This window comes from Photobacterium sp. TY1-4 (assembly GCF_025398175.1).
Taxonomy (GTDB): domain Bacteria; phylum Pseudomonadota; class Gammaproteobacteria; order Enterobacterales; family Vibrionaceae; genus Photobacterium.
Genome location: NZ_CP099735.1, coordinates 363,918 through 388,348 on the forward strand (window position 1 = coordinate 363,918; position 24,431 = coordinate 388,348).

Genomic DNA, 24,431 nt, shown 5'->3' on the forward strand with positions numbered 1-24,431 from the left:
TATGCCAGTGAATGAAAGTATAAATTTAGCCCTGATGCTCACCGAGTCCGGCATTATTGATAATGCGGTGCACGAACTCATGATGCGGCCGCAGTTGATCGTCGCGGCCGAGCAGAATCCCGGGATCAAATCGGCAATGAAAAGCCAGATTATGAAATGGCGGGGACAGGTCCAGCAACGGATCAGCCGGGTGAGCGTGGAGGAGCGCTTTCAACAGGAAATTACCCTTTATCAGGAAGTCAGCCAGTGGGAGCCGGACTATTTTCTCGACCATGCGGATGCTGTCGTGAAAAAGCTCGAGGGCCATTCTGCTTTTTATTTCCGCGCCAAAAGCTTATTGGATCGGGAGCACCAGAAACATAACCCCATGTTCCAGAGTTATTTTTGCAATCAGTGGTATCAGGCACTGACGCAATCACTCACCGAAGCCCAGCAAACGGAACTGGAGCAGCACAAGGAAAAACTGCTGGCTGATTTGTATCAGCGTATTGAAACCATGCAGCAGATGGAGGAGGTTACCGAAGTCGGCGACGAGAAAAAAGCCGGTCGTCTGTGGGATATGGCCCAGGCCAAGTTAACCCGAACCGATGTGAAAAGCTTAAAAGCGATGGCGGCCTTCCTGAAGAAAAACAAAGAACTGCAGGAGATTGCTGAGAAGTTGGGTCGCATGGCGAACGAAGTGGATGACCCGAATCAGGCCCGGGTACGCTCGGAAGACTTAAAAATGGTCGAAGAGCGGAGTGACAGCGTCACGGATGATATTGTCGGTGTCCACGAGAGTGATGACCTGGCTAAACTGTTACCGAATGAAGCGATGTTTCTGGCATATCCGGAGCTGGAAGTTGTGTTCTACAAACATCTGGTTGATAAGCGACTAATGAATTACCGGATGCAGGGCGCGCAACGGAAGCTGCGTAAGGTGAAAGCCTACAAACGTCAAACCAAACAGGTGGAGCAGGATAAGGGACCATTCATTGTCTGCATTGATGCCTCGGGTTCGATGAATGGTTTCCCGGAGCAGTGCGCCAAAGCCCTGGCTTATGGTTTGATGCAGATCGCGCTGGCCGAAGAGCGGGATTGCTACGTGATCATGTTCTCGACCCAGCAGATCACCTATGAGCTCACTAAACAGGATGGCCTGCGGGAAGTGCTGAACTTTTTGTCCTATTCGTTCCATGGTGGAACGGATCTCGGGCCGGTGCTGGATCAGTCGATTGCACTGATGAGCAGCGAGAAATACCGGAATGCCGATCTGGTGGTGTTGTCAGATTTCATTGCACCGTCACAACCGGATGCGATGATGAAGCGGATTCGCAAGCTCAAAGAGCATAAGAATCGATTTCATGCGGTGAACCTATCCAAATATGGGAATCCGGAGCTGATGACGATCTTCGATCATTGCTGGTCGTATCACCCGTCCCAATTGGGTCGATTGTTGAAATGGAAATAAGTACGGCCGATGTTTAATTGAATTCCACACTAAAATAATAATATCTCTAGTTGTCTTGTCGTTGGCGGTGATTGATCACCGCCTTTTTTATGTCCGGTCGAGATGAATATGGCGGTAAATATGAGTGTTGCGAGTGGTCATTTCTCAGCAAAGTATTCATGCAGAGCCTGTCGCCAGACGGGCGTCCTGCGTACTTTCAGCAGGGCCCGATTGAGGGCTTCGGTGTACGGGCTTTTATCTTCGATAGCAAACCCATAGTTTTGTTTTTCAAATGGGTATGGCAAGACCGTCAATTGCTGGAACTCGCCGTTTTCCTTCGCTTTTTTCACCAGATACATCAATACCGCGTTATCAGCCACCACAGCGTCGACATCCTGCTGCTCCAGTGCTTCCAGCAACTGACGGTTATCACGATACAACCGGTGCACAATGCCGCGGTTGGTCAGGTAAGCCGAGGAGGTCGACGCCGTTTTCGCGCCAACCGGAATATTAGCCAGATCGTTTGGCCCCTTAATTTCCGAACTGAGTAAACCCAGGGTAAAGGTGCTGGCGAGCAAGGCGGTGATACTGGCAATAAACAACGTGGTGGCAATCGCCAGAATGACGGTGATCACTCGTCCGGTCAGGGTTTTAAATTCAAAGTAATTAAAAGGGCCTTTGGTGATAAACAGCAAGCCCAGAATAAAGCCTTCGATGAGTTTGGCCCGGCGTGACGGCATGGAATAGAGCTTATCGTTCACCCGGTGTTCCAGCAGGTAGTAGATCATTCCGACCAGCGCGGCGGCAACAAATATGAATCCGAGCACCGACAATAACTGCTTGTTGGTCAATAAGCCTGTGACCGCGGACAGATAGCTTTTCTGTTTGACGGCGATGGCGAGGTGGGTTTCGTAAAAAGAGTGGGAAAAATCAAACCGCAACTCACGTTCAGGCGTGATCGACAGACAGGAAACACCGATGTTGATTTCCTTGTCGGCGATTTTATCCAGCAGGGTTTTCAGCTCATATTCTTTGATTTCATATTGGATGCCCATTTCTTTGGCAACGTGCTCCCAAAGGAAGATGCTCAGTCCGGAGAATGTACCGTCGGGATGCTTGATCACGAAGGGCGGGCAGTCATAGGTCCCGACCAGAACGGTGGGCTTCACGGCGGGCGCTGCGACGACGGGCAGCGCCCAGAAGCATAGTTTCAGCGGGAAGAGCAGTGCCAGCAGGAAGATCAACCGGCAGGCTGGTTTGACAGGACTGGCCATACGTAACCCTGAATTGTTTCGTTTGGGTTAATTATAAGTGTCAATTTTATTTCACGGGGCTGTCTTATTTTTGCATGGTAAGGCGCATAAAACAGTGTGCTTAATGGGGTGGACTATGCTTATAGCAGTTGAAACGTGCGCAGGAAAAGTATCAGGGTTCTGAATTACCCGCGATTTTCTCCTGGGGGAGGAAGTGAGGTGAAACGTTTCTCTTACGTTGCGTTATGGTTGGTCATGTGGTTTATCGCGGGGACTGCATCTGCAGACAACGTGTGGATTATCGAAATCAAAGGCGGGATTGGGCCGGCCACCAGCGACTATGTGGTCCGGGAAATTGTTGATGCCCGGGAAAGCCAGGCCGCCTTTATTGTGCTGAAAATGGACACCCCTGGCGGCCTCGATACATCCATGCGCGATATTATTCGCGCCATTACGACTTCTTCGGTGCCGATTGCGACCTGGGTCGGTCCGTCCGGTGCCCGGGCGGCGAGTGCGGGTACCTATATTCTTCTGGCCAGCCATGTGGCCGCCATGGCCCCGGGAACGAATCTGGGGGCGGCAACGCCGGTGTCATTGACCGGCCCGGGCGGCAAGGATGACGACCAGAGCAGCAATCCGTTTGCGCCGAAGGATGACAAAGAAAAACAATCGGCCAAAGATGCGGAAGAGAGCCAGTCTGAGTCATCCAAACCTGAGTCTTCCCAGCCTGAATCCAGCGAACGTGTCCCGGCTAAAACGGCTATGGAGAAAAAAGTCATCAACGATGCGACCGCTTATATTCAGGGATTGGCCAAACTGCACGGACGCAATGAAATTTGGGCCGCCAAAGCGGTCACTGAAGCGGCCAGTCTGGATGCGGAAAGTGCGCTACAAGAAAATGTGATCGATTTTATTGCCCCCAACCTGGATAGTCTGATTGAACAGTCGAATGGCCGGACCGTGGCGATTAACGGCATTCAGCGTCCGATTGAATTGGCCAATGTTGCCTATGTGGAGCGTGAGCAGGACTGGCGTTTTAAATTGCTTTCCGTGATCACCAACCCCAATGTTGCGTACATCCTGATGCTGATTGGGATCTACGGCCTGCTGCTGGAATTTTACAATCCGGGGGTCGGATTACCGGGGGTACTCGGTGGGATCTGTTTGTTGTTGGCGATGTATTCGCTGCAAATGCTCCCGGTCAGTTATGCCGGATTAGGGCTGCTGTTGCTGGGGATCGCGCTGATGATCGCCGAAGCATTTAGTCCGAGTTTCGGGATCCTGGGGCTCGGCGGGGTCATCGCCTTCGTCCTCGGCTCCATCATGTTGATGGATACCGAGACCCCCGGATATCAAATTGCCATTCCGCTGATCGTCGGTCTGACCGTGGTTTCCGCGCTGTTTACCTTTGTGATCCTGACGTTGTTGCTGAAGAGCCGGCGCAAGCCGGTGACAACAGGGGTTCAGGTGCTGCTCGGTGAAATGGGGACTGTCGTCGGTGGTTTCCCCGGTGAAGGCCGGGTGCTGGTGGATGGCGAAATCTGGCAGGCACGTTGTGACAGGCCGCTGAAGAAAGGAGATCGTGTCACGGTGAAGCGAATTTCGGGCTTGTATCTTTATGTTGAAAGCGGGTTCGGCGAGTCGGCGGATCCGAAGAAGGACTGATATATGATTACCTACTCGTTTGCGACAATCATAGTGCTGGTGGTGATTCTGATCATCAGTATGTTCAAAATCCTCCGCGAATATGAGCGTGCTGTGGTGTTCTTGCTGGGGCGGTTTTATGAAGTGAAGGGGCCGGGGCTAATCATCATTGTGCCGATTGTGCAACAAATGGTCCGGGTAGATTTGCGGACCATCGTCCTTGATGTCCCGACTCAGGATTTGATCACCCGGGACAATGTGTCGGTTCGGGTCAATGCGGTGGTGTACTTTCGGGTGGTGGAGCCGAAAATGGCAATTAACAATGTGGAAAATTACCTGGAAGCCACCAGCCAGTTGTCACAAACCACACTGCGGTCGGTGTTAGGGCAGCATGAGCTTGATGAGCTGCTGTCAGCCCGGGATGAGCTGAATAAAGATCTACAGGTGATCCTGGATCAGCACACGGACAACTGGGGGATCAAAATTGCCAATGTTGAGATCAAGCATGTTGATCTTGATGAGAGTATGGTCCGGGCACTGGCCCGACAAGCTGAGGCTGAGCGTTCCCGGCGGGCGAAAGTGATCCATGCTACCGGGGAGCTCGAAGCCTCCAATAAGCTGCGCGAAGCGGCAACGGTTTTGAATCAGGCGCCGAATGCGGTGCAGTTGCGCTATATGCAAACCCTGACCGAAATCTCCAATGACCGGACCACCACCATTGTATTCCCGATGCCCATCGACCTGGTGGATAAACTCGGGGCATTCATGAGCACTTCAAAACCCGCCGATCCCCGGCAGGCGGAGAACCCTAAGCCGAGTCCATCAGAGCCGGACCATCCCATCGATTATCCTTGATTGCCGCAATAAAAGAGCCGCAAAAGCCGAGGGTCAGCACGGCTGTGCTGACCCTCGGTTGACCTCGGTGCTGGCTAACAAGGGAACGGCCTATATGTTGGCCGTTGTGACGTTGTCTTAGACAAATGGGCAGTATCACACCATCTTGCTAGTTTGTTATGGGTTGTTATGAGTTGCTATGAGCGCTGTAACATGAAGGTCTGATACTCCAACTCATTGAATTGCCGGTTGAGCATGATCATTCCCACAATCGTGGTCACCAGCATGGTGATCGCAAACCCATAGCCGTAGAAGGTTGGTCCCAAGTCGATACTGTACTGGGCCAACATATAGTTGGCGCACGCCATCAGCGCGGTCAGTGAGAGCGCGGCATAGCGTTTATCCAGATAGTACATTACATTGAGGATCGACATCACCAGCACTTGCAGGCTCACCCCGATGAGGTCGGCATAAAGCAAATGCAGGTAGGCGAGATCGATTTTCAGCGCAACAAGAATCTCTTCAGCCCATAGCAGCAACAGTGCCAGTGTCATGCCCTGAACCTTGAAGATCTCATAGATGCTTTGCTGGCAGGCGAGCACCATTTTGTTCTTCAGCAGGTAGATTGAGCTGAGTGTTGCCCCTTTGCGGACCGCCCCATAGAACTTGAGGCATGCGCCGGCGAAGTCGGTTTCCATCCGCAGCATGAATACGGCCATTCCGGGAATAATGGCGAGGTAAGCCACAAAGATGGGTAAATCATAAATATAGGAAGCCCGGAATGGGGCGATCACAATGTGCGAGGTTTCTTCCCGAAACCAGAAGACAAATTTATCCAGCCACACGCCAATGTTGTAAAGAAGACCACAGGCCATCAGCGAGTAGAAGACTTTGTTTGGGTTTAAAAATTCAAACGCAACCAGTTGTTTCGCCGGGAAATCCCGGATGACGAAAAACAGGAATGAAAAAGTAACAAGTCCCTGGCAGCCGCAGAAGATCAGCAGTAGCCCGAGCAGGTTCAGCCCCGGGATGGTCAGACTGAGGACAATCATCAGCCCGTAGCTGAGCACCATAGTGACCAGTATCCGGTAGTACTCTTTCATCCCGCTCAGAAAAATGATGATGAGCCACTGATTACACAGCAATACCAGCGAGGTAAAAATGGTGAGTTTCTCGGCTGGCGCGAGTCCCGATGCCCAGAAGAGTAATCCCCCTCCGATCACGGCGGCAATCACACTGGTGAGCAGCATGGAGCCGAGTAAGTTCGGAACCACGCGGTGATCTTCATTGACATACACCAAATCGGAGATAAACCGGGTCAGGAGTAATTGGAATAAGCCGCTGATAATCAGCGATCCCGCCATCAAGTAGGTGACGATCACCAGAAACTGGACGATGGCCTCTACCGGAAATATGGTCCCGATGCTGAGCAAGCCAATCGACAGCAATGCCAGAATCGAGATCACCCAAGGGCCGGAGCTAATCAATCCGGCCAGGCCATAGGCTTCCAGCACGGAAAGAAGGGTGTTTTTTTCCAGTATTTTACGTAGTTCAAAGCCGATCCCTGCCACAGATAGCCTCCTTATAGAGTGTCTGGTAAGCGCGATACACGTCTTGTTCGTCGTAATAGCGGGTGACCCGTGCTTTGCCGACATCGCCGGTATGGTGCCAATGTTGGGTATCGGTCAAAACATCAATAATGGCTTGCGCGGCCTGCACCGGGCTGGCGATCGGAATGATCTTCCCTGCGGCCCCCAGAGCAGCATCTTCCCCCGGCGTGCCATAAATGATCTCGCGGCAAGCGCCCACCTCGGTGGCGATACAGGGAATCCCCGAAGCCATCGCTTCCAGTAAGACCAGCGGCTGAGCTTCGCTGATGGAGGTGAGCATCATCACCCCCAGCTCCGGCATCATCTCGGCGACATTCTGGCTGCCGAGCATTTTGACATGGTCGGTCAGCCCCAGGCTTTCGATCAGTAGCTCACACTCGCGAACATAGGCCGGATCTTCTTCGGTTGGCCCGATAATCCAGCCTTCCAGGGTCGGAAGCTCCTCGACAGCGCCGCGAATGGCCCGGATAAATGTTTTGATATCCTTGATGGGGACCACCCGGCCGACCAACCCGACGACCTGCGGGGGACTGGCCGGCCGACGCGCATAGGCTCTTTCAAATCGCTGTAGGTTAATCCCGTTGACGATCACTTGCGTCTTGTGCCGGGGTGCACCATCGCTATGCTGTCGGTGTTGGTTCCCTTCGAACAGAGAGATAATTCGATCGGCCTGATCATAGGCAGTCAGGCCCAGTTGCTCGAAGTAGTGGATCCAGGTCTTGCGGGTTTGATCCATCTTCTTATGCAGGCTGATGTCAATGAGGCTATGGCGATCTTTGATCCAGCTGGCCTGGGACAGATCGATCTTGCGCTCTTTGGTATAAATCCCATGCTCTGTGATCAGAAAAGGGCTGCCGGTTTGTTGTTTGCAAAGCGCGCCGAGAAAGCCTGCGTAGCCGGTCGAAATACTGTGGAAGACCTTGGCATCGGGCAGGTTTTGTGAGATTTGCGCCAGGGTAAATAAGGGTTGATAAATGCTGCGGTAAGTCCAGAAAAAGTCAACGAAGGATTTATTGGCAGAACCCTCAAAGTAACGTTCCGTCAGTACATCCCAGGATGCACGACTGTAGAGGAAATCCGCCAGGGTCAGCTTTTTTTTCTGGCCCAGAGAAGCGGAGATGGCAACCAGTAACTCGCTGGGGATCGGGGCTTTCTCTTGTTCAAAATAGGACAGGAATTGGCTCCATTGCGCGAAGAGCTCGTGGTTTCCCGAGCGGGGCGACGGCGACAGTTTTCCGGGATCGCTGAGCAGGTAATGGACTTCGAACCCGGTGACGTTGTCCGGGAATTCATATACAGGTTTGTCGTAAAACTCAGGACTGCCGCCCAGGAAAATCAGGTGGAAGCTATATTGCGGTAAACCCTGAATGATTTGATGGACCCAGCTGGAAACACCGCCTCGTACATACGGATAGGTGCCTTCCAGTAACAGACAGATATCGACATCCTTGCTCATAGCCAATGCTCCTTAATCTGGCTTAACGACTCCCCCTGTTGCTCCGGGAAATAGGCAACATATTCACGTACCTTGTCGTAGTCTTTGGCACGATAGGCCGCTTCAGCCAAGTAAGGGGCGACTTGTTTGACCCGTATTCCATGCTCAATGGCGTAGCTCAGGTAGGGAACGGCCTCTGCCGGTCTGTGTTGTGCCAACAATACCCGGCCAAGTAGTAAACTGTTCGAAGCCCGTTGCTTATCCTGAACAGACAAGTTGAGATAGTGCTCGGCTTGCTTCAAATAGTGTTTCTTCAAAATGCCTTCAGCAATCCCGAGATAACAGAGCTCCCAGTACTGTTGCGCGATCTCAAAGGCAGTGTCAGGCTGTCGGAGCTGCTCATACTGCTTCTTGTTGCTGGCGATCATTTCGTTGATCTGATTCTCGATCCCCTCCAGGGCTGCATACGCAAGCAGGCGGATATCATCCGAGAGATCTTTCAGGGCGAGTTGAAGCAGCGGGACTGACTGTTGCCGGGGGAGATGACAAATGGCGGCAACCGCCAAAGAGCGTTGGCCCGGATCATCATTGTGGACCAGAATGTCCCGAAGAGCGCCGGAGCCGAACGGGTTCTCGGTCAAAATATCCCCGGGGCTTTGGGGTAAACTTAAGGACTCACTCGGCTGCCAGCTGACTCGGTGCTGTTGTCGGGGAAAATGCAAAGCCAGCAGCAGGGCACCCGCTGTGCCGATCATCCCAATGACCGGCAGGAGAAAGTTAAACCCGAACAAGAAAGTGATCGTCCCGGCCAGTGGAAATCGATAATGACTTGGCAGGAATTTCCAACTCGCGATGGTACAGCTGATGCAGGCTAGCGTATGTGCTGCCGCGAGTGACATCCAGGTGGTGGCCACCCAGTTCTCCCCGGAGAGCAGGTAAACACAATAACTCTCAAGAACGGCTGCTTGAATGAATAGCCAGATTTTCATCGAACGCTCCATATTCATAGACCAGGGTCTTGATTTGAGAGAGATCCTTCGCGACGGAGAGCGGCCCCTGAATGCCGAAGTCTGACGGTGTTGTACCGGCATTGAGGCCGAATAACTGTTCAACCCGGTTAATATAGTGCTGTGCATCTGCTTTGGTGGTGAGCGGCAAGAGTACAAGCAATGCAGGTTCGCCCTGCGGTGTTTGACTGGTCCAGTAAATATCCGCTCCGCGGCGGTGATTGACAATCGCTTCCAGGCGTTTTTTCTGGAGTGCATTGGAGGTGTTGTACACAACCAGGTGGCTGTCGACACCGTATTGGTGGTGGTTCCGCTCAGCTTGGCTCAGATAGCTGAGGAACAGGTCCATTTGTTGCGGTTGAATCAACGGCGTCACGATGGCGTCGCTGATCAAATTGGCAGCATGGCTGGCAACCAGCGAGAGCAGGGCGTTATTGGCAGGTGTCTGCAAGAAGAATTTCGCGCTTTCGGCAACCACAATGGCCTGCAGGTTCTTTTGTGTATCCAACAGCGGGATACACAGCTGGTAGCGGGACGGATTTTCGTGATGTGTGGCCAGTTTAGCCACGGATAACAACAGACGCTGCTTCATCATGTCCTGCAACATGGGATCGGCCTCATCCAGGTGATGATCATCACCAATGATCGCTTGCGGTGTCGGATTGATTTTGTTGCCGGTGACTTGGTAAATCCCCGCAACTTCCAGCCCACCGATTTCAGCCAACAAATTCAGCAGGGGATGGCCGATGTGATCCAGACGATTTGAGCTGTACGCGGTCGCAATTTTATGCAAAGCGCTGATACTGGCGCGCAGGCTCACCGTCTGGCCGGCCGAGCGTTGCTCCAGTTGGTCGTGAGACACTTTCAGTAAATGGTAGTTTTGCGTAAAGCTTTCGAGTTTTTGCCGCATGTACTGGTGATCCAGGATATGTTTCTGGTTAATCGCTTGCCAGTAATCATGAAATTCACCGGCAATCATGGCGGTTAAGACCATCCCGACGGCCATCGGCAGGGGATACAACGCCAGCATGTCATTGGCATTCATTACACTGGCAAGGCCGACTGTAATGAGGAGCGAACAAGAGAAGCCTTTGGCAAAGCCATAGCGAAGGGCCACCAGCAACGGGCCAAACAACGGCCAGAAGAAGTGTTGCTCCTGAGTCGTCGAGGTGAGCGCGTCTGAGTGAAGCCAGAGATAAATGGCGATAGCCGAGATAATCAATGTCTCTAGCCAGGCTGCCCCGTCTTGTTTGAATCCGGAAATAATCCGGTTGCGCAATGTGTTCATTGGCAGATTCCGTTCTCGTGAATCGAATTGTTACTGTTTCTCGATATTCAGGCCGTCCAGCAGCTCTTCAATGACCATTTGGCCTGTGCCGCTGACACTTTCCCGGCCCCAGCCGCTGCGTGTCCCTGTTGCACGCCAGTGAGTTGCCTGGCTGCGGGCAGATTGCACTTCCAGCGTGATGCCAACAGCCGGTTCACCATCCAAACCACTTTTATAATGCCACTCTTCAACCGATCCGGTGATCACGTAGTCCACGTTTTGGGTCGCCAGCCAGGCCTGGGCATTCTTTCGCTTCGCATTGCTGTCCAGGATGCTGGCAAGATCCTTGATGTCACTGGCCGGATAGATTCGGGCGTTAATTCCTTTGGCATACAGCTGCGCACTGAGGATTTGCTCTGCTTTTTCAGCTGCCATCGGGGTATTGGAATGATTGACCATCGGCATAATCACCCAGCGGCTATTGGCTGAAAAAGTCGGACTGTCGGGTACCTGATAGCTGGTGCAGGCGCCCAGGGTCAACGCTGATAGTAGAAACCATGTCTTTTTCATATGCTTATCCCTTTAAAAACTATAGAAGTATCCCAGTGACAGTTTCAATGATTGATCGCCGTTTCGATCCTGGCTCTGCCAGTCGGCAGAGAAATACAGTTCATCATTGCCGATCACGCGCCAGCCGAGTGCTGCGGTGACGGCGATATCCGGCCGATTGGTAGACATGTTGTAACCGACTGAAGTGTCCAGCCAGTAGCGGGGCGAGGGCACGATGGGGCCGGGCTGCCCGGGAGTGCCATGCCACAGATGCTGACCAATCGCGATTCGCTGATATTCGTCATCAATAAAGTCCCCGCTGACCAGTGGCGCAGGCCCCTGATGGTGGGTGTTGATGCTATTGAGCGGCTCATTGCTCAAGTTGACGTCCTGCATACTGAAACTGGCATAGATCTGCCAAGCCGGGTCATTAAAAAACAGTTGCTCGGCTGCCCGCAGATTCAAATCCCATCCTTGGCCAATATCATCGCCATATCGGGTCGACAGATCATGCCAGTTCCACTGGAGTGACAGGGACTCCCGGGGAGTCGGCTGATAGCTGACACTGAATCCCGCGGTGTTATCTTCCCCGGTCAGGGTCAGCAGCTGGCTGGCTTCAATCGCTTGCTGGATCCCCAACTGTAACGACATGTCCCAGTATTGATTGAGTGAGCGCAGATAGCTGGTCGAGAGCCCCAGACGCTGATCGCCCAATCCGTCAGCGATATCGAATCCGAGCGACCAACGGGCCTCCGGCAGCCGGTATTGCAGCTCGCCCCGAAGCCGGGTTTCATCTTTCATGTCGATACCCGCGAGCAGCGTTGGCGTGGCCGCGTGCTGGAAGTCGGCGCCCAATCGCCAGTTCCCTTGCTGGTGCGGGGTGTAGTAGTCAAGGCTGTAACGGGAGATGTCCCACTCGGTATTATGCGTTGTCTGGGCTCGGACACTGTGCGTTTGATCCGGATGTTGTGCAACATGGACCCGGCGTAACTGGCGCTCCGCTTCAGGATCATTCAGTTTGCCGAGGTTCTGCTCCCCGTGTTGCCAGGCTTTGGCATACTGGCCGGTTAACTGAAGGGCTGTATTTTTATCAGCTTCAGGGATATCGACGGATTGTTCCAGCAGGCTTTCCATCTCCGGGCGGTTTCTTTCCAGAATTGCGATGGCCATTTGTTGCCAGTCCGGCAGATCATAGCGACTCAGAGCCGTGTGCCGGTGCCAGGCAATCAGGCTGTCAGGTTGCCCGGCCACCAGATAATACCGGAACAGATCCTGGGTATGGCGTTGATCCGGGTTCTCCAGCAGCGCTTGTTCCGCCAATTGTTGCGCGGCTTGTTCACCAACAAACAGTGCCACCAGTGAATGGTAGGATACGTCGCCTTCTTCAAGCGATAACAGTTCTTCCGTCAGGTGGCTGGCAATGTAGTGGTGCAGGCGACGTGCTTTATCATATTCCCCCCGGCGCTCCAGCAGTGCCGCGTAGTTGAGCAGCACCGCAACATCAACTTGATCAGAACCTTCATCGTGTAGGAGCAGTTGTTGGTACCAAAGGTCGGATTCCTCGAGTTGGGCTAGTTGTTGTGCGGCCGTCGCAAAACTCAGCCACAGCGAGCTATTGTCCTGTTGCGAGCGTTTGTAATGGTTATAGAGTGACGCCATGGCATCGCGGTCGTTGGCTTCGATGGCCAGCCATAGCAGCCCGTTAATGGCTGCGTCATGATACGGCGCCTGTTGCAGGACTTTCCGGTACAGCTTGGCGGCTTTTTCCCTGTCCTGATTGTCTTTGGCGAGTTGGGCCTGGTACAACAGGACACCAATGTTGCTTGTGAGTGCCGGGTCCTGAGTTGCCATATTGACCAAGCGGGCAAAGGTCGGTTGATCCTGATTCTCGCGGGAAGCTTGCATCGCGGCCAGTAAAGGCTCCGCGTTGCCGGAATGCTGGTACAGTTTGACCAGGTTGTTGATGTCTTCCTGGGATTTCACGGGATCTGTGGTTCTCAGATACCGGTAAACGTCAATGTGCCCGCTGGTCCGGGCGATCAGTTGATGCTGTACCTGTTGCGACACGGCGCGATTGCTGGTTTCCCAGGCCAGGGTTGAGACCGATTCCAGGTAGTCGTCATCGGCGTCCAGCCAATTTTTCGGTGTGGTCAGAACGGCCAGAGCCTGCTCCGGCTGATGCGTCATAATATAGGCGCTGGCAAATCGCATGGCTTCGGTGGGGGATGGCTGACGAAGCGTCCGCAGTTGCTGCCATTGTGCGATCACCTTGGGGTAATCGTTGCGGTAATCATACAAACGCGACTGGTGAACGATCAGTACGTCATCCTTTGGCCGCAGGGCGGATAAGCGCCGAACACTTTCAATCGCAGCATCGGTCCCCTGGGATTTTTCGAGTGCATTCAGCCAGTCGTTATATTCGACCACGCCGAGCTGGTTGTTTGCAGCCAACTGGTCGAAATAAACCCCTTCCTGATAAATATCCCCGAGTGCACGCGCTTCGGCAATCCCATCGCGCAGTTGCGCTTCGGTTGGCCCCATGGCCAGCAGACGCTGACTGAGTTGGGAAGCCAGCTCGATATTGCCCTGCCAGCGGTGGACGTCATGCAACCGGGTCAGGTAGGCGGGGTTGTTGTCTTCTGCTGTCAGTTCTGTCAACAGGGATGTCGCCAGATCCAGCTGACCGGTGGCGATAGCCAGTTCTGCCGTCGCGGCGGTTAAGCCCTTGCTGGGCAAGCGAGCCATTAATTTCCGGGACTGTGACAGCGCGGTATCCAGGTTCCCGATCTGGTTTGAGTGATCAATCGTCAGACGGAGAAACGCCGGATCGTCGCTCAGTTGGCCCTGGTAATGCGTGATGAAATCGCGGCTTTGTTGGGGGCGGCCCGCTGTCAGGTACAGGTTGAGCAACGGGATCGCGGTGTCCATCGTCTCTGCGCTGTCAAAGTCTTCCTGCCGTAACCGCAATGAGTTGTCATAGTCCGAGTTTTGCATGGCCAGTGACACCAGTTCCTCGCGGCTGGTCCGGCCGCTCTGCAGATGCGGGGCTAATAAATTGTACCCTTTTTGGGTCATCGACAGTGAAATGGCAGTATCGGCCAGATTTCGGGCGAGGTTGGCATCGGGAATATAATCCACGTCATTAATCAGTTGCCGCAGCCTGGCTTCAATATCAGGCGCGGTACCGGCGGTCGCCTTGGTTTGATAATACTTGTCCTGAAGTAGATTGACGTAGGTAGCAAACAGGGGCCAGTCGAGGGCGAGATTATCCCGTTCGAGCACAGACTCTGAGACTGAAATGGCTTTGTCCAATTCACCCAGTTGATAGTAGTTTTCGATAATCAGTTTGCTGACGGTTCGGTTGTCGGGTTCACGGGCCTGGATTTCTTGTAGGAAGGCCAGAGAGACCTGAGGCGAAGTCGTCTGGGTGATCAGCCGGATCAGCATGCTCTGGTCTGGCGCCAATAGCCATAGCGCCCAGATCGAGGTGAGCGTCAAGATCACTAAAGTACGGCCACTCACCAGATGTAATCCGGTGTTTGACTTACCTGTGTTGGATGGACGCTTAGGGAATACTGCCATGTGCTTTCTCGCCATCAAGTGGGTATATAGATTGCCGATCGTTCAATTAATTCGATTGATGCTTCGTCGGACAATGCAGTTCACCGCGGAAGAGTCCGGCTTTGTCACTGGTGTAACGAACGGTGTTCTCAGTTTGTGTTTGATGTAGCGGTTCCTGGCCGGTCAGGCGGCAGGTCGCGGCATTTGCTAGTTCCAGTTTCAGCGGCATATAACTCTTCAAAGCCCAATGAATCACATCCCCGTCCCGCTGCCATTTCACCAATTGCCCGTTGGCATTTTTCAAGCGGATGGTGGGGTCGTCTTGCGCGCCCAGCGTCAGCATGCTCCGGGGCTGGGATAAGATGAGATATTTCCCGTCTTCGCCGTCATTCCAGCCGGCAATCGTACTTTGCTGCATCACAGGAGTGCCTAGCTCATGTGGCAGACGGATACTCTGAACGCCTGAGCTGGTGATCAGCCATTGACCATCCAGGGTACGGGCAAGGCCGGTTTCGTACAGCGCTTTGGCTCGTGCCGCATACTCACTGAGATATAGCGGTGTGACTTCTTGCTGAATCGCCCAGTCATAGACGTCTGTGAGCCCCTTAAGCGAGGCCGGATAGGCCCCAGAATACATGTGGTAGTAGATGCTGATACTCTTGAGCCGACGAGGACTGCCCAGCAATTTGAAGGTTTCAACGGCCCGGCTATAGCCGTCAAAATGCTCGGTCCATAAATTGGTATACAGATTCTCATTGAGCACCGGGGCATACACATGAACGGCTGAGGGGTACCAGGCAATGGTTGGCGACACCTGGGTCAAACTCTGATTGCCGCGAACGACATAGGTATTTCCGCCATTCACATTGAGAACGTTCGCCTGTTCGGCAATCGCCAGGGTTTTCTCGTCGGGATCTGCCCGGCCGGACCATAATATCAACTTGGCTTTTTTGCCTTTCGGGGCGAGTCGCTGGTTGATGTAGTTGATACTGCCGATGATCTCCTTACGATAGTCGACTTCATAGCCGGGAATGGGCAAGTGATCGCCGTATTGTTTCTCTTCGACACTCACGGTGTCATCCCAGAAAAACGGGTGGCTGAAGGTATGTGACGCAATTTCGATATTCGGCAGGGCGAAAATCTGTCGCGCGATCGCTTCCAGCTCAGCACTTTTTTTCGGGTACAAGCCGTCTTTACCGACTTCACCTTCAATCACCGACACGGTTTGCGGGATGGCATAGGCTTTAAACACATGCTCCATCAGGACTTCAGCCGTGTAAGGCTTGCCGGGAAACCAGGCAATCGAGGGAAAGCCATCGCCATCGACATGGCTGGTCAACACCCGCCGTCCGGTTTCCGTGGTCACATCGGCGGCTGGAATCGGGGGTAAATTCAGGGTTTCATCGATAAGACGGAACGGATCGATGTACCAAGCTTCTTTGCTGTTGGCCAGCATGGTCACGGGCAGCGGCAACAGGGCAGCGCCGCCCCAGGCAGCTTTAAACAACAGGCCGGCGGCTTGCTCTGTTTGATCCTGAGCGAGAATCAGCGGCTGAACTTCGGGCTTGATACTGACCCATTTGGGATAGGTTTCAAACTGGCTAAAACGCAGCGGGTAGTTTTCGCTCAGCCACTCCTGGCCTCGGGTGATCGTCACTTGACGATTTAACTCGCCGGTTTCCCGCAGGCCCAGTTGGCTTCGGAGAGACGCCAGGGTCGGCAGGGCTTTCAAAAACAGGACGGGCCGCTGACCGAGATGCTGTGCGAGCCAGATTTGCAAGCGGGGATTGCGGTTGTACGCACTTTCTTCCAGCCACGCAACGATCCCGGCATAGCGGTTGATGTCGAGGCGATCGAAGTTCACGGTATTAATGTCCCGGCAGTCAGGGACATAGCCTTTATATTCCAGTGGCATGGCGATCATCCGATGGCACAGCGAGCGATTGAACGCTGCTTCTGAGCCATCAAATAAACCGAGTACCCGCTTGGCGACAGGCACGATGGTGCTGACCCCGAACTCATACAGCATACCGTCGCTGATATACGGGGTGTAGCCTTCTTGAAGCAGGCGCTTGGCTGCGGCTTTCTGCGCTTCTCGATCCTGGCCCGGAATATAGTCAATGACAATCACTTCCAGCCCAAGAGATTTGACTTGAGCGAGTTGGTTGCTCAGCCATTCGCTATCCGTTTCGCTCATGTCATGGTAACTGTCATCGACCGGGTGGTAGCCGTGATAGAGCGACTCGGCGACGACGGCATGTACGGGGGTTTTCAACTGGGGCAAGATTTCAAACCCGCGGTTGAGAATGAGACCGGGGTTTGTCTCCAGCTCGGATAATGCAGTGATGATCTGCGTCAATGCCTGCTGTTGGGCTGACTGGGATGCTTCATTTTTGGCAAATAAATAATAGCTATCGAGCGTGTCAAGAAACAGGCCGTCAAACCCTTTTGCCAGGTGGTCACGGGCGGTATCGAGCAGATGGGACTGCCAGGCTTCAGCGGTCAAATCCATCGCGTAGCTTTGCCAATTGGTATTTCGGGTCGGGGATGAACTGCGCAAGGGCTCCGGGAGCATTTTACCGTCATATTCTCCCACACTCAGATAGGCAAAAACCTGGGTGCCGGCTTCGTGGAGGGTCTCAATTTGTCGCTCGGTGATCAGCGCAGGACTGACGACGGCACGATCGTAGCTCATCAGCTCCCGGACGGAGTCAATGGTGTTGTAGTAGAACACAACGGATGAGGTGTGCTGGTTTGATGCTATTGCCGGGGTGAACATGTTCGGTAACAACATCAGTGCCCAGATGAATAAACGCATGACGCAGCTCCTCTGCCAAAGCCTGTCGGCTTATGCGACCGCACTAATATACCTATCTTCTTAAATCTTAGACTTAGGTGATGTTTTTGTTTGAATTTTTTTATCCAGACAATTTATCACCATGCAAATAATCCTAGTTCAGTCCGATGTCGCTGCAATCGATGGAATAAAAATTCATCAAATAGTATTAGGGCGATGGGGAATCACTGATTTGGCATGGTTCAAGAGTATTGGGAGCAAGATCGGTTCACTGTTTTTCTTTGTACAGCAGCGTTTTGTACAACAGTTCACTTGTGCAAGAACGGCCTTGTGCAGCAGCGCCTTTGAACCAGAATTACCTTGTACAAAATTAGATCTTGTATAGCACTGCTTGATGCGCTAACTTTTGTTGTACAGGTTTTAGTTTTGTACAAGGTGGTGGATGATGGCAATCCCAGTCGGAATTAGCGCATGTGTACTGGGCGAGAAGGTCCGGTTTGATGGCGGTCATAAACAGAATCGTTTTGTGGTCGATGAACTGGCCAAGTACATTGATTTTAAACCAGTCTGCCCTGAAGTCGGGATCGGTATGCCCATTCCCCGTCCGGCCATTCAGTTACTGCAATTATCTGATGGCCGCGAGCGGCTGGTGGCGAGTAAAGATAAGTCGACGGACTATACCGAGTCGATGACAGCGTTTGCGGATCAACATATCCCCGCCTTTGATGCCCTATGCGGCTACATCGTGTGTGCCAAATCACCCACGTGTGGTATGGAGCGGGTGAAGCTTTATGTGACCAACGGGAACACAGTGCCCGGCGGGTCGGTCGGCGTATACACCCGGACGCTAATGGCGCGGATGCCCTGGTTGCCGGTTGAAGAGGATGGCCGTTTACAGGACCCGGTATTACGTGAAAATTTTGTATTTCGGGTGTTTGCTCTGAATGATTTCTACCACTGCCTGCGAGAGCAGCGGACCTGTCGCGCCTTCATTGAATTTCACTCGCGCTACAAACTGGTGCTGATGGCCCATAGTCCGGCGGCATATAAGGCGCTGGGCAGGATGGTGGCATCGATTAAAGACTGGGATCTGGACGAGTTTTACTTTGAATATCGCCAGCAATTTATGGATGCCATCAGGCATCGCGCCAGCAGAAGCAATAAAACCAATGTGCTGATGCATTTGCAGGGATATTTCAAACGCTCGCTAACCAAAGGACAAAAACAGGAACTGTCGGAACTCATCATGAGTTATCGCGAAGGCCATCAGCCGATCCTGGCCCCGCTGGCATTGATCCGGCATTACCTCAAAGAATATCCGGATCCGTATTTGCAGCTGCAAACCTTTTTAAATCCATATCCTGAGGAGCTGAAGTTACGTTATGGATTGTGAACAAGCTTATTTTGCGATTAAAGAAGTCTCTGAACTGACCGGGGTGAATGCGGTGACGCTTCGGGCCTGGCAGCGTCGGTACGGACTGCTGAACCCGATGCGAACCGAGCAAGGGCACCGGCTGTATTCTCAGGCGGATATTGAAACCATCCAACAGATTGTCGTCTGGCTCGAAAAAGGGGTGGCTATCAGCAAAGTGCGGCCACTGTTGGCAGAGCCCGAGGCTAACGAGGTGACGCCGCAAGCAGATGAACACAAAGCTTTGCCGCTGGCGGAAGTCACCGCTGCGTTATTCGATTGCCGGCGCAAGAAACTGGACCAACTTCTGATTCAGCTGATGAAGGAATATCCGTCTGAGTTGTTTCTCAAACAGGTGGTTCATCCGGTCGAACAGGCGATTCAGCGCGCAGATAACCCGCTCGCGCAGATTCAGCAGGCGTTGTGGCAGTCTGTGATGACGGAGCGGTGTCTGGCGCTGGTGGCGCAGGCCCGTAAACGTGCGGATAAGAGCAGTTTTCTGATCAGTTTCGAGCCAAATGTGAACTATCGCCTCTGGATCAAGGCCTGGCTGCTGGCCGAGAAAGGTGACGATGTCACGATTCTACCGGCGTTAGACAGCAAACTGTTAGGGCTGGGTGCCGCAATGACCCAGCTGAAGGTTGAATCTCTGTATGTATTTGGTGAGCAACGCATCAGCCCGCAGGCGGTGTCGCAACTCGATGCGCTACAACGTCACATCGGGTGTCAGATCACATTGCTGGGCAGTATTGCGACGATTCACCAGCATGACTTTAGTCATCTGTCACCGAGGAGCGAATGATGGTTACGCAAACGCAGCAGTCCGGTTCGCTACATTCTGAGTCGGAAGTGGCGTCCGATTTGGGGGGATTAGTCTGGTTTCGGGCTGATTTAAGAGTCGTTGATAACAAGGCTTTGAGTGAAGCCTGCAAACGCTGCGATCGCGTGATGGCTTTGTATATTGCAACTCCAATGCAATGGCATGAGCACCATGTGTCGCCGATTCAAGTCGATTTGATCCGGCGGCGACTGGCGGTGCTTCGCCAGCAGCTGAAAGCACTGAATATTCCGCTGATGGTGCTGGAACTGCCGGACTTCCATGCGATCCCGGAAGCGGTGCTGGCATGGATGCAGCAGCATCAGCTCAAGCATGTGTTTGCCAATAAGCAATACGAGTGGAATGAAGGCCAGCGGGACGACTTAACCGCGCGTTTGCTGAACCGTCACCAGATCTGCTTCAGCGCGTTTGACTATGATTGCGTGATTGCGCCCGGTGAAGTGCTGACCCGGAGCGGGGATCCCTTCAAAGTGTTTACGCCGTTTCGCCGTCAGTGGTTAACGCAGTATCGCCAGCAACCGCCACAGCCGGAAGCCCGTCCGGAACCGGTTGCCCAGCGCCTGCCGGATGCACTGTACTCCGAACAACCGATATCGCTGACATACCCTGAGAAAAGTAGCGTGGACTGGCCGGTGGATGAAGAAGCACTGATCCAGCGCCTCCGGACCTTTTGTATGGAGAAAGCTCCGGATTACCATCAGAAACGGGATTTTCCGGCGGTCGACGGCACCAGTTGCCTGTCGCCGTATCTGGCTATCGGCGCATTGTCGTCCCGGCAATGTTTGTCGGCCCTGTTTGCTGAATCGCCGTTCTGTCTGGATGAGCCGGAAAGCGGGGAATTCACATGGTGTAACGAAATCATCTGGCGGGAATTTTATCGTCACCTGATCGTCGCCTGGCCGAAACTCAGTCGGGATCAGCCGTTCCAGCCCTGGACCAAGCATGTGCGCTGGCATGAATCTGAGTCGTTGTTGTCGGCCTGGCAGCGGGGAGAAACCGGTTTTCCGATTGTGGATGCGGCCATGCGCCAGTTGCGCGAAACCGGGTGGATGCATAATCGCCTGCGGATGATCACGGCCAGTTTTCTGACCAAAGATTTACTGATTCACTGGCAGGCCGGTGAGCAGTGGTTTATGTCCCACCTGATTGACGGTGACCTGGCGTCCAATAATGGCGGCTGGCAGTGGGCAGCATCCACCGGAACGGACGCGCAACCTTACTTCCGGGTATTCAATCCGACCACTCAGGGGGAACGGTTTGATCCAAAGGGAGAATTTATCCGTAAGTGGGTACATGAGCTGAAAGACGTGCCTGATAAGTACATTCACGAACCGCACCGGTGGCCGCAAGCACATCGGCTGAATTATCCCAAGCCAATCGTGGATCACAAAAGTGCGCGTCTCAGAGCAATTGAGGAATTCAAGGCCGCCAAAGCTCAGGATTGATTGTCGGTCTTCATGTCGCATGCTTCCAGAGAAGGAGAAGCCCCATGGCCAAGCCGGATCCTGTCATCCATCAGTTTGTTGAGGTGTACAGTCAACTGTCGAAAGACCATTTGTCGGTCCTCGAAAACCTCTACCACCCGGATGTGATTTTTGAAGATCCGGCGCATCAGGTGATCGGCTGGGATAACCTTCAGGCGTATTTCACCCGGTTGTTTAAGACCGTCAGTGAATGCCGGTTTGAGATCCACGACACCGTCGCCGATGGTCAGAAAGCGTATGTCGAGTGGGAGATGATTTTCAGTCATCCGCGACTCTCGGGTGGGGCGACCAGAAAGGTACATGGCTGCTCCAGGCTGGAAATTCAGGAGCATCGGATCATCCGGCATCGGGACTATTTCGATCTGGGCGAAATGCTCTATGAGGGCGTGCCTGTGCTGGGTGCTGTGGTTCGTCAACTCAAAGCGAGGCTATAGTCATGAAACAGCACCTCATGCAACAGCGATTCAAGCAACAGGTGCTGATCACCGGCGCAAGTTCAGGGATCGGCGAACAACTGGCGAAAGACTATGCCGCGCAGGGCTGGCAGGTGCTGGCCTGCGGTCAGTCACGGGAACGGTTAGATAAACTCGCCGCCACGAGCCCAAATATTCAGCCCTTGGTTTTTGATGTGACCGATCTGGCGGCTGTAAAACAAGCGATTCATGCATTGCCGCAATTACCGTCGCTGATCATCCTCAATGCCGGGACGTGTGAGTATATCGAGCAGGGACACATTGATGTGGCGCTGTTTCGCCGGGTCTTCGACGTCAATATGTACGGCGTCCTGAACTGTATTGAGGCGATGCAGGATCGCTTTGACGATACAACGCATCTGGTGATTGTCGGCTCCACCGCCGCTTATCTACCGTTACCCCGGGCGGAAGCCTACGGCGCTTCGAAAGCCGCCATTGCTTACCTCACCAAAACCCTTGCGGTCGATCTGGCCGAACAAGGGGTGAAAGTCACGCTGGTGAGTCCCGGTTTTGTCAAAACCCCTTTGACCGATAAAAACGATTTTGCGATGCCGATGCTGGTGTCGGCGCAGTACGCGTCCGAGAAGATCCGCCGTGGGATCGCAGCGGGGAAGAACGAGATCCATTTTCCACGCCGATTTAGTCTGATCCTGAAAATGCTGGCGATATTACCGTTGCGGGTTCAATACGCCGCCATCAAACGAATGACAGGGAAAACATCATGAAAATAGCCATTATCGGTTCCGGGATCTCCGGCCTGACGTGTGCCTGGCACCTGCATCGCCAACATGACGTCACCGTCTATGAAGCCAACGATTATATCGGCGGGCACACGGCAACGGTCGATGTCAGCGTGCCCAGTGGGGACTATGCCATCGATACCGGATTTATCGTCTTCAACGATCGGACTTATCCCCGGTTTGAGGCATTGCTGGCCGAGCTGGGCATTGCCGGACTGCCGACCGAAATGAGCTTTAGCGTGCAGAATGATGAACACGGGCTGGAATATAACGGGCACAACCTGGCATCAATGTTTGCCCAGAAGCGGAATCTTTTGAATCCGATGTTCTATCGCTTCATTGCCGATATTCTGCGTTTTAACAAACTCGCCCGGGAGGTTGACCTTGAGACTGCCGCGAGCCGTACGTTGGGGGCGTTTCTTCAGAAGCACCGGTTTAACGCCTATTTTGCCGAAAACTATATTCTGCCGATGGGGGCCGCCATCTGGTCTTCGACCTTGTCAGATATGCGGGCATTTCCGCTTGAGTTTTTTATTCGTTTTTTCCGCAATCACGGTTTGCTCGATGTTATCAATCGGCCGCAGTGGTTTGTGATCCCCGGCGGCTCGCGGGAATACGTTCGTCGGCTGGTGGCCCCGTTTCAGGAGCGCGTATTGCTCTCCCAGTCGATCCAGCAGATTTTTCGTCAGGAAGGCCGGGTCAAAATTGTTACCGGTCAGGGAAGCGACACCTATGATCAGGTGATTCTGGCTTGCCACAGCGATCAGGCGCTGGCTTTGCTGGCCGATGCCTCCGAAGCCGAGCAACAGGTACTCGGTGCCATGACCTACCAGGATAATGAGGTGGTGCTACATACCGACACCCGACTGCTCCCGGACTCTAAGGCTGCATGGGCCGCCTGGAATTATCATCTCGGGGCGTCAGATGCGAATCGTGACCATCAGCTGGCCAGCCTGACGTACAACATGAACATCCTGCAACGGCTGTCGGCTCCGGAAACTTTTTGCGTCAGTCTGAATCAGACCGGGCAAATAGCAGAAGAGAAAATACTGCGGCGCTTTACCTACGCGCATCCGGTATTTACCACGGCCAGTATGCTGGCGCAGCAGTCACGAGACACCATAAACGGGCGGCGGGGTACCTGGTTCTGCGGTGCCTACTGGTACAACGGTTTTCATGAAGATGGGGTACGCAGCGCACTGGATGTGGTGGCCGGGATTGAAGCCCGCACCCAGCAACTGGCTTTTGCGGATCTCCCGGAAGGCTCAGGAGTGGTGTCATGAATAGCGCCCTGTTTGTCGGAAGTGTTCGCCACCGGCGCTTTTCGCCGGTCAGCCACAGCTTCAGCTATCCGATGTTTATGCCGTGGATTGACCTCGATGAGCTCTATGAACTACAGCAGCGGGTGAAGGGCTTTGGGACTGGACTGCTGAATTTTGCCCGATTCCGGCCGGCGGATTACCTGCGTGATGGCGGCGACAAATCAGCCCCCGGCACACTCAAACAACACGTGATTGAGAAGGTTTTTGAACTGACGGGTGAGCGGATGCAGGGGCGGGTAATGATGCTGTGCCAACTGCGATATGCCGGACTCTACTTCAGCCCGCTCAATCTGTATTACCTCTATGATGCGCAAGGTCGCTGGCAATGGATGCTGGCTGAAGTCAGCAATACTCCCTGGAATGAGCGGCACTATTATGTCGTTCCCGCAAAATCCCACTGGCCGGAGCGCACCTGGCAGCATCAGAAAGCCTTTCATGTTTCGCCGTTTAATCCAATGACGCAGCGCTATCAGTGGCGACTGAAAGCGCCGGGGCGCCAGTTATTTGTCCATATCGATATTTGCTCTGAACAGAGTCAGCAAAAAGTGCTGGATGCCACGCTGGCAATGACGCGTCAGCCGTTCACCTCCCGGGTGTTGTGGCGCCTGCTTGCTGCAACGCCAATTCAGACCGTGAAAGTGGTCACTGGCATTTACTGGCAGGCGCTGCGGCTGTGGTTCAAACGGGTTCCTTTTTACAGTCACGCCACGAGAAGCGACACGGAGCACGACCGTCATCAAGACACACGGCGTTCATTATGAAACCAAACGTTGAGGG

Annotated in this window: 18 protein-coding genes; 10 read left to right on the plus strand and 8 right to left on the minus strand. The window is 53.5% G+C overall.

Annotation, left to right across the window (positions count from 1 at the left end):
* Window position 1: 1 nt before the first annotated feature.
* A complete protein-coding gene (gene viaA / locus NH461_RS18260) occupies window positions 2–1,450 on the plus strand; it encodes an ATPase RavA stimulator ViaA (RefSeq protein ID WP_261604038.1) in 1,449 nt (482 codons plus the stop codon).
* Window positions 1,451–1,587: 137 nt separating this feature from the next.
* Here the strand turns inward: viaA and NH461_RS18265 are convergent, their stop codons facing one another.
* On the minus strand, window positions 1,588–2,703 hold the full coding sequence (locus tag NH461_RS18265; RefSeq protein WP_261604039.1) for a transporter substrate-binding domain-containing protein: 1,116 nt from the start codon (window positions 2,701–2,703) through the stop codon (window positions 1,588–1,590).
* Window positions 2,704–2,937: 234 nt separating this feature from the next.
* On the opposite strand from NH461_RS18265, the gene NH461_RS18270 reads away from it, so the two are divergent.
* Together NH461_RS18270 and NH461_RS18275 are read left to right on the plus strand one after the other, a co-directional pair.
* Window positions 2,938–4,347 carry an NfeD family protein gene (locus NH461_RS18270; RefSeq protein WP_261604577.1) on the plus strand — a complete coding sequence of 470 codons (1,410 nt, stop codon included), beginning with the start codon at window positions 2,938–2,940 and terminating at the stop codon, window positions 4,345–4,347.
* A gap of 3 nt (window positions 4,348–4,350) precedes the next feature.
* Window positions 4,351–5,181: a slipin family protein gene (locus NH461_RS18275; protein ID WP_261604040.1), complete on the plus strand. Its 831-nt coding sequence runs from the start codon at window positions 4,351–4,353 to the stop codon at window positions 5,179–5,181.
* 176 nt (window positions 5,182–5,357) lie between these two features.
* Here NH461_RS18275 and pelG read toward each other — a convergent pair whose 3' ends face one another.
* The 7 genes from pelG to NH461_RS18310 are packed head-to-tail and all read right to left on the minus strand — an operon-like array spanning window position 5,358 to window position 17,407.
* Window positions 5,358–6,731: an exopolysaccharide Pel transporter PelG gene (gene pelG / locus NH461_RS18280; protein ID WP_261604041.1), complete on the minus strand. Its 1,374-nt coding sequence runs from the start codon at window positions 6,729–6,731 to the stop codon at window positions 5,358–5,360.
* The gene (pelF, locus tag NH461_RS18285) at window positions 6,712–8,226 is read right to left on the minus strand and encodes a GT4 family glycosyltransferase PelF (protein WP_261604042.1); all 1,515 of its coding nucleotides are present in this window, start codon (window positions 8,224–8,226) and stop codon (window positions 6,712–6,714) included. Before pelF ends, pelG begins: the two co-directional genes overlap by 20 nt.
* Complete coding sequence (locus tag NH461_RS18290) at window positions 8,223–9,194, minus strand: hypothetical protein (RefSeq protein WP_261604043.1); 972 nt, start codon at window positions 9,192–9,194, stop codon at window positions 8,223–8,225. The genes pelF and NH461_RS18290 overlap by 4 nt, the downstream gene beginning before the upstream one ends.
* Complete coding sequence (locus tag NH461_RS18295; protein WP_261604044.1) at window positions 9,157–10,500, minus strand: PelD GGDEF domain-containing protein; 1,344 nt, start codon at window positions 10,498–10,500, stop codon at window positions 9,157–9,159. The genes NH461_RS18290 and NH461_RS18295 overlap by 38 nt, the downstream gene beginning before the upstream one ends.
* Before the next feature lie 30 nt (window positions 10,501–10,530).
* Entirely contained in the window at window positions 10,531–11,049 is a 519-nt protein-coding gene (locus NH461_RS18300; RefSeq protein ID WP_261604045.1) for a hypothetical protein, read from the minus strand.
* Window positions 11,050–11,061: 12 nt separating this feature from the next.
* Window positions 11,062–14,610: a tetratricopeptide repeat protein gene (locus tag NH461_RS18305; protein WP_261604046.1), complete on the minus strand. Its 3,549-nt coding sequence runs from the start codon at window positions 14,608–14,610 to the stop codon at window positions 11,062–11,064.
* Window positions 14,611–14,656: 46 nt separating this feature from the next.
* Complete coding sequence (locus tag NH461_RS18310; RefSeq protein WP_261604047.1) at window positions 14,657–17,407, minus strand: endo alpha-1,4 polygalactosaminidase; 2,751 nt, start codon at window positions 17,405–17,407, stop codon at window positions 14,657–14,659.
* A 424-nt stretch (window positions 17,408–17,831) separates the two neighbouring features.
* On the opposite strand from NH461_RS18310, the gene NH461_RS18315 reads away from it, so the two are divergent.
* The 7 genes from NH461_RS18315 to NH461_RS18345 are packed head-to-tail and all read left to right on the plus strand — an operon-like array spanning window position 17,832 to window position 24,415.
* Entirely contained in the window at window positions 17,832–18,779 is a 948-nt protein-coding gene (locus tag NH461_RS18315; protein WP_315903268.1) for a DUF523 and DUF1722 domain-containing protein, read from the plus strand.
* Window positions 18,769–19,599 (plus strand): MerR family transcriptional regulator, encoded by an 831-nt coding sequence (locus NH461_RS18320; RefSeq protein WP_261604049.1) that lies wholly within the window; start codon window positions 18,769–18,771, stop codon window positions 19,597–19,599. Before NH461_RS18315 ends, NH461_RS18320 begins: the two co-directional genes overlap by 11 nt.
* The gene (gene phrB, locus NH461_RS18325) at window positions 19,596–21,080 is read left to right on the plus strand and encodes a deoxyribodipyrimidine photo-lyase (protein ID WP_261604050.1); all 1,485 of its coding nucleotides are present in this window, start codon (window positions 19,596–19,598) and stop codon (window positions 21,078–21,080) included. Before NH461_RS18320 ends, phrB begins: the two co-directional genes overlap by 4 nt.
* A 44-nt stretch (window positions 21,081–21,124) precedes the next feature.
* The gene (locus tag NH461_RS18330; protein WP_261604051.1) at window positions 21,125–21,553 is read left to right on the plus strand and encodes a nuclear transport factor 2 family protein; all 429 of its coding nucleotides are present in this window, start codon (window positions 21,125–21,127) and stop codon (window positions 21,551–21,553) included.
* 2 nt (window positions 21,554–21,555) lie between these two features.
* Window positions 21,556–22,317, plus strand: a complete 762-nt coding sequence (locus tag NH461_RS18335) for an SDR family NAD(P)-dependent oxidoreductase (RefSeq protein ID WP_261604052.1) — start codon at window positions 21,556–21,558, stop codon at window positions 22,315–22,317.
* Complete coding sequence (locus NH461_RS18340) at window positions 22,314–23,615, plus strand: NAD(P)/FAD-dependent oxidoreductase (RefSeq protein ID WP_261604053.1); 1,302 nt, start codon at window positions 22,314–22,316, stop codon at window positions 23,613–23,615. The genes NH461_RS18335 and NH461_RS18340 overlap by 4 nt, the downstream gene beginning before the upstream one ends.
* Window positions 23,612–24,415: a DUF1365 domain-containing protein gene (locus NH461_RS18345; RefSeq protein WP_261604054.1), complete on the plus strand. Its 804-nt coding sequence runs from the start codon at window positions 23,612–23,614 to the stop codon at window positions 24,413–24,415. Before NH461_RS18340 ends, NH461_RS18345 begins: the two co-directional genes overlap by 4 nt.
* Window positions 24,416–24,431: the final 16 nt, after the last annotated feature.